General features: G+C 43.4%; 2 protein-coding genes. Both read left to right on the top strand.

Features of this window, described 5'->3' with window-relative positions; genetic code table 11:
* Window positions 1–137: 137 nt before the first annotated feature.
* The gene (locus M891_RS0122150; protein WP_157268862.1) at window positions 138–1,064 is read left to right on the top strand and encodes a hypothetical protein; all 927 of its coding nucleotides are present in this window, start codon (window positions 138–140) and stop codon (window positions 1,062–1,064) included.
* Window positions 1,064–1,309: an ATP-binding cassette domain-containing protein gene (locus M891_RS0122155; protein ID WP_028540302.1), complete on the top strand. Its 246-nt coding sequence runs from the start codon at window positions 1,064–1,066 to the stop codon at window positions 1,307–1,309. The genes M891_RS0122150 and M891_RS0122155 overlap by 1 nt, the downstream gene beginning before the upstream one ends.
* Window positions 1,310–1,390: the final 81 nt, after the last annotated feature.

A 1,390-nucleotide genomic window follows, 5' to 3' on the forward strand; every position in this document is an offset into this window, starting at 1 on the left:
TGAAATGGTTTGGTTTATACTACACTATCCATTTTAACCTACGAGATGTAGCAATTTGGAGGGCTGTCTTTTGTTTACGTTCATCTTAGCTAGAGAGTCTTGAAATCAACAAAGGATATTACTTCCAAAGGGCATTCATGTTTCTGTTGTTGATCTCAGCTTATACCTTGGTCATGTACCGAAGGGATCGAACAAAAAGAAACCTAGCCATAGCGACCATGGTGATTTCGCTGCTTATCCCAACGTTATCCCCCTACGTTCCATATATCACAGGGAGTGATACGCTTGGACAAGCCGTTTTCCAATACAACGATGAGATCCAATTAAACACCGGCTATAAAGTGAATCAATACACCTTTCATCTGAACCACGGGGAGAGCAATCATTACTTCCGCTATACCGTGGATATGGATATCGAATCGCAGAGTGATCAGATTTCTTTGGCTTTATTAGAGGATTTTCAGGTTCTTTCCGCAAGCCTTAACGAGCGACCTATAGTTCCAACACGCTTAGGGAATGTGGTCCAACTTGAATTGCCTGAACGGATCGGGACACTGCATCTGGAAGTGGAGACCCGTACTTATCAAGCCATTGGACCAACAACATTACAGCTTATCGCGACCTCTGCCTGGTATCCTATGAATCCGCTGGAGGCCATGGATCCTTACTCGCAGGGAGTTAAAGAGAAATACGAAATCTATTGGGATTCCGCAAAACCCAACCGAATCCTATCGAATCTAGCCCATCCCTCTGAAAATTTATGGACAGGCGTTGCCTTCGGCCCTACCCTTCTCATGGGTGAGTTTGAGCATGAGGGTCATTTAGTCTTTCCCCGCTACAAAACCTTGGATCGAATTCAGAGAATTCAGCAAGGGGTAGAGGATATTTTTAAAGATAACAATAAGAAATATGCTGCGTCCGCACAGCTTCCGCCTAACGTTTATTACGTAACTACGTTTTACGGAATGCAGGCCAACCCAGATGAGGCTTATATTTATCCGAATATTTATCCGAATGAAGATATTTTGAGAGTGTTCTATCCACAGAAAAAAGGTGAGCGATAATGTTACAAGTTGAATCCATTGCTAAAAAATTCGGCAAAAAAGAAGCTCTGCACGAGACCTCCTTCACATTGGATAAGGGGATTGTTGGACTCCTTGGTCCGAACGGGGCGGGGAAAACGACACTCCTGAGAATATTGTCAACTTACTATGCCCCAGATCGCGGGAGTATCCGCATGAATCAATTGGATTGGAAAAAAGACACCGAGAAGGTGAGAAGAATCGTAGGCTATTTGCTGCTAGACTAAAAAGTAGACATGGAGAACCGAGAATCGGGTAAAATGAATCTATCCAAATTCGAGGTGCTACCATGACGAAAAAATACGATA

Source organism: Paenibacillus sp. J14 (assembly GCF_000518465.1).
Lineage (GTDB): Bacteria > Bacillota > Bacilli > Paenibacillales > Paenibacillaceae > Fontibacillus > Fontibacillus barengoltzii.